The organism is Aeromonas sp. R1-1, assembly GCF_040908495.1.
GTDB lineage: Bacteria > Pseudomonadota > Gammaproteobacteria > Enterobacterales > Aeromonadaceae > Aeromonas > Aeromonas veronii.
In genome coordinates, this window is record NZ_JBFODV010000046.1 from 1 (window position 1) to 4,639 (window position 4,639).

Below are 4,639 nucleotides of genomic sequence, written 5' to 3' on the forward strand. Positions count from 1 at the left end.
TATCAGGTGGGGGAGAACGTGCTGAAAGGGCGGCTGCGCTCCCACCCGGATGTGGCGGCGCGTCACTATGTGCCGGTGGAACCCGCTCGCCTCCCGCGCACAGAGAGCGAATCGATACCGGCCTAAGCAGCGCAAAGATCCGCTGGCGGGTATATGCATGAGCCACAAGCAGCATGCACATACCCGCCCTGACAAAAAACAACATGTAACGAACTACAAAACACAACCAGTCATGGCTAGAGCCTGGCCATCACGGAGCAACACGATGAAATTCAAGACCATGAGCGTACACAGCGGCCAGCGGATCGACCCACAGACCGGCGCCCTCACCACCCCGCTCTACCAGAGCAGCACCTTCAGCTACTTCAACGCCCAGGCGGGCAAGGAGCGCTTTGCAGGTCAGGCCCCCGGCTTTATCTACAGCCGCTTTGGCAACCCTACCACCGCCGAGCTGGAGCAGAAGCTGGCGGCGCTGGAAGGTGCCGACGAAGCGCTGGTGGTGGCGAGCGGCATGGCGGCGGTGAGCGCCATCATGTATGCCCTGGCCGACAGCGGTGATGAGGTAGCCTATATCGGCCCGCTCTACGGCGGTACCGATGCGTTCCTCAAGCAGACCTTCAGCCGCGCCGGCATCAAGGTCACCGCCTACGAGAGCGATCGCGATCTGCTGGCCAACATCCGCCCTGCCACCAAGGTGGTACTGTTCGAAACCCTGACCAACCCCACCCTCAAGGTGGTGGATCCGCGACTGGTGGTGGAAGCGGCCCGCAAAGTGGGCGCCATCACAGTGTGTGACAACACCTTCCTCACCCCCTACCTGCTGCGTCCGCTGGAACTCGGGGTCGATGTAGTGATGCACAGCGGCACCAAATATCTGGGCGGCCACGGCGACATCATCGCCGGGGTGGTGGCGGGCTCTCACGCCCTGATGAAGTCCATCCGCACCGTGGCCCTCAAGCATATCGGCTCCCCCATCGGCCCGCAGGAGGCCTACCTGCTGCAGCGTGGGGTCAAGACCCTGCCGCTGCGGATGGATGCCCACCTGCACAATGCGCAGAAAGTGGCCGAGTTTCTGGCGGCCCATCCGGCGGTGAAGAAGGTGATCTACCCGGGGCTTGCCAACCATCCGGGCCACGATGCCCTCGGCGCCTTCGCCAGCGGCTTTGGCGGCATGGTGAGTATTGAACTTGAAGGCGGGTTTGAACGCTGCGCCACCCTGCTCGATAACCTGCAACTATTCGTGCAGGCGGTGAGTCTGGGGGATCTCGAGAGTCTCGCTTGCCATCCGGCCAGTACCACCCACGCCGCCATGGACGAGGCGAGCCGCCTCGCCGCCGGGGTCAACGACGACCTCATCCGCTTCAGCATCGGGGTGGAAGATGCGGACGATCTGATCGCCGATCTGGCCGCCGCGCTGGCGCAGATCTAACCGAGCGCGCTTTTTACTAGCCGACAAAACAGCGGCGAGTGATATGCCCCAAACACAACAACGGCCCATCAAGGGCCGTTGTTGTTTGTTGCGCTATGGAAAGATGGGATTTACTCCTCCCACACCACCACCTGGGATGAGGGCCAGCGATCCCCGACCTGGGCGTACTTTTGCTCCAGCAGGTGACGCTTGATCTTCATGGTGGGAGTCAGCACGCCGTTCTCGATATTCCAGGGGGTTTTCACCACCAGAATGCCGCGAATTTTGGCATGAGATTCCAGCTGATCGTTGACCCGTACCCGCGCCGCTTCCAGTCTGGCGTTGACCTCTTCCCGATTGCCCTTCATGGCGCTCTCGGCCAGTTGCACCAGTGCAATGGGCTGCGGCATACCGTAACCAATCACGCAGAGCTGTTCGATGATAGGCTCCTGACCCAGCAGCCCCTCGATGGGCACCGGCGCCACATACTTGCCCTTGGCGGTCTTGAACACATCCTTCATCCGGCCGGTGATGGTGAGATAACCCTCCTTGTCCAGCTTGCCCATGTCGCCGGTGTGGAGCCACCCCTCGGCATCGATGGCCTCGGCGCTGTGCTCGGGATCCTTGTAGTAACCCAGCATCATCCCTTCACAGCGGCAGAGGATCTCCCCCTCGTCGGAGATCTTGATGGTCACTCCGATCCCCGCCTTGCCGACGGTGCCGATCTTGTCGGCGCGGAACGGGTAGTTGATGGTGGAGTAGGCGTGGTTCTCGGTCATGCCCCAGGCTTCAGTCACCTTGAGGCCGATGCTCAGATACCACTCAAGCAGCGCAGGGGAGACAGGCGCGGAGCCGCAGCCGAGTACCCGGGCCTGATCCAGTCCCAACCCCTTTTGCAGCTTGCGTTTGATCAGGCCTGAGATAAGCGGGATCTTGAGCAGCAACGCCAGTTTGTTCTGGGGCAGCTTCTCGTGGATCTTGATACGGAACATGGCCCACAGCCGTGGCACCGAGATAAAGACGGTGGGACGGCAGCGTTTGACATCTTCGATAAAGGTGTCGAGGGATTCAGGGAACGCGATAGTAGCGCCGCCATAGAGACTACCGCCGTAGATGTAGACCCGCTCGGTAATATGGGCCAGCGGCAGGTAGGAGAAGCCCCGATCGGCCTGGCTCAGGCTCACCGTCTCCACCAGCTTCTCGCACGACCAGGCGTAACGCTCGACGCTCAGCATGGCCCCTTTCGGTTTGCCGGTACTGCCGGAGGTGTAAACCAGACTCAGCAGGGAGTCAGGGGCCTGCACCGGGCTGTCAGGGATCGGCTCGTGCGCCTCCAGCAGATCGTCCCACTGGTGGCTGGCCGGCATGGTGTCATAGGGGAAGGCGATGCGCAGCAGATCGGCGGGTACGCCCGCCTCCTGACTCTTCCAGTCATCCAGCTTGCCGACGAAGATCGCCTTGGCCTCGCTGTGGCGCAGCACATATTCGATGGTGTCGACGTTGGCGGTCGGGTAGATGGGCACGCTCACATACTGCCCCATCTGCATCGCCAGATCGGCGATAAACCACTGGGCGCAGTTCTTGGAGAGCAGCGCCACCTTGTCACCGGCCACCAGACCGAGGTGACGCAAGGCCGTCACCATCCGCCGCGCTTCATCGGCCACTTCACCCCAGGTGAAATCGACATATTCGCGGTTGATGGTTTGACGCAGGTAGGTTCGATCAGGACACTGCCGCTCCCAGTGATAGAGCATCTCGAGCGGCAGTTTATTGGCAATGCGTGAGGAGGAGGCCATAGTTTAATCCCTGAAACAAAAGGCGAAACTTATTATTAACCTTTCACTAACTTCAGGGGAAGGATAAACTCAAACTTCAGTTTGAATTGTGTATCCGATCAAGCTTCTGCGTCTTGTTGCAAACGACTCCACATCGCCTGCACCAGTTTTTCATCCTCTTCAGAAAGCTCACCTTGCAAGATCGCCTCGTTGAGGCTGCGCAGCACATAGCTCTTGACGTCCCGCACCAGGGTCTTGCCTTCCAGCTCGGCCCGGGCAACGGCCAATGAGATATGACCTCGCAGGTAACCCCCCGCAAACAGCTCATCGTCGGTCGCGGTAGCAACCATGCTGTCGATCAGTCCCAACAACTTGTGCTCAAAATCGTGAATCGTCATGTAACGCAGCCTCATTTGCGGCAAAAAATTCGGGGGTATGGAACCGCAATCCGGTTGATTGCAGCTCTCTGGCGCCAGGCCAGCAGCGTCCTTGGCGTCCTATTCCGGGTTGGCCACCGGGTAGATGACCTGATCCTTGTATCCCGTGGTTATTCGCAGATAACCACGCAACGCCCGGTTTAATTGCGGATCATCGGTGTCCACCAGCAGCGGCCTGCCCGCAAGGGCGGCAAGCTTGGCTTTGGTTGCCAGCACCTGGATATTGTCCAGCCCGACACACCGAATCACCTCAGGACTCAATTGCTGATTTCCGCGCCCGAACAGATGTCCCTGTCCGCCTATCAGGGTAATGATCAGTCGGCAGCGACGACCGCGGATCCGGGTCAGGATCTCGGCGGCGCTGAGATCCTGCCCGATAAGTCGGCCATTTTCCACCAGATCCACACCGAGCAAAGTATTTTCCAGACCGAGCTCTGCCATACAGGCTGCCACCGTGCTGCCGGAGCCCATCAGATAGAGGGTATCGGGCTCCATCTGCTCCACCACCCCGGCGGCGAGATCCGCCAACACCAGCTCTTCGGACTCCTTTCCCCCCTGCTTGACCGCTTGTACATAACGCAGATCGCCGGGCACCTTCAGCTGGCCGTAGTGGCGGGCCCGCACCTTGCCCGCGCGAAACGCCTCCTCGTCGATGTCGCGCACCTCGGCATCGATCAGGCTGAGCAATTCCCCTGCGATCATCCGCGCCACCACCCGCCCGCTGGCTGCGGGCGTCACCCCGTAGACGCCGGAGTGGATCTTGCACCCCGCCGGAATGCCGAGCACATGGCAGGACTCCCCCACCGCGGCGCAGATATCCCGCGCCGTGCCATCGCCACCGGCAAACAGCAGCAGATCGACCCCGGCTTCACGCATCAGTCTGGCGGCGTGGCGGGTATCATCGGCCGAGGTGCTCTCCCCGGCCGGTTGATAGATGACCCGACAGGGCAACCCCAGCTCGCGGGCCACCGCCTCCCCCATCTCTCCCGCCACCGTCAGCAGTTCGAACGGGACATTCA

4 protein-coding genes and 1 pseudogene are annotated in these 4,639 nt (G+C 61.0%); 2 read left to right on the forward strand and 3 right to left on the reverse strand.

Annotated features, from left to right (window positions below):
• Both AB5Y92_RS02265 and AB5Y92_RS02270 read left to right on the forward strand, forming a co-directional pair.
• Positions 1-126 (forward strand): annotated as a pseudogene (locus AB5Y92_RS02265) (isopenicillin N synthase family oxygenase); the annotation flags it as partial.
• Positions 127-265: 139 nt separating this feature from the next.
• Positions 266-1,429 (forward strand): PLP-dependent aspartate aminotransferase family protein, encoded by a 1,164-nt coding sequence (locus tag AB5Y92_RS02270; RefSeq protein WP_042052882.1) that lies wholly within the window; start codon positions 266-268, stop codon positions 1,427-1,429.
• A gap of 110 nt (positions 1,430-1,539) precedes the next feature.
• Here the strand turns inward: AB5Y92_RS02270 and AB5Y92_RS02275 are convergent, their stop codons facing one another.
• The 3 genes from AB5Y92_RS02275 to AB5Y92_RS02285 all read right to left on the reverse strand — a co-directional run.
• Positions 1,540-3,204 carry an AMP-binding protein gene (locus tag AB5Y92_RS02275; protein WP_005333638.1) on the reverse strand — a complete coding sequence of 555 codons (1,665 nt, stop codon included), beginning with the start codon at positions 3,202-3,204 and terminating at the stop codon, positions 1,540-1,542.
• Positions 3,205-3,302: 98 nt separating this feature from the next.
• Positions 3,303-3,581: a YfcL family protein gene (locus AB5Y92_RS02280; RefSeq protein WP_005333639.1), complete on the reverse strand. Its 279-nt coding sequence runs from the start codon at positions 3,579-3,581 to the stop codon at positions 3,303-3,305.
• 99 nt (positions 3,582-3,680) lie between these two features.
• Positions 3,681-4,639, reverse strand: a 959-nt coding sequence (locus tag AB5Y92_RS02285) for an ATP-NAD kinase family protein (protein ID WP_368225392.1), incomplete at its 5' end; no start/stop codon positions are given.

Excerpts from the sequence above, each read along its gene's own strand:
- AB5Y92_RS02270 (WP_042052882.1), top strand. The coding sequence starts at position 266 with ATGAAATTCAAGACCATGAGCGTACACAGCGGCCAGCGGATCGACCCA.
- AB5Y92_RS02275 (WP_005333638.1), bottom strand. The coding sequence starts at position 3,204 with ATGGCCTCCTCCTCACGCATTGCCAATAAACTGCCGCTCGAGATGCTC.
- AB5Y92_RS02280 (WP_005333639.1), bottom strand. The coding sequence starts at position 3,581 with ATGACGATTCACGATTTTGAGCACAAGTTGTTGGGACTGATCGACAGC.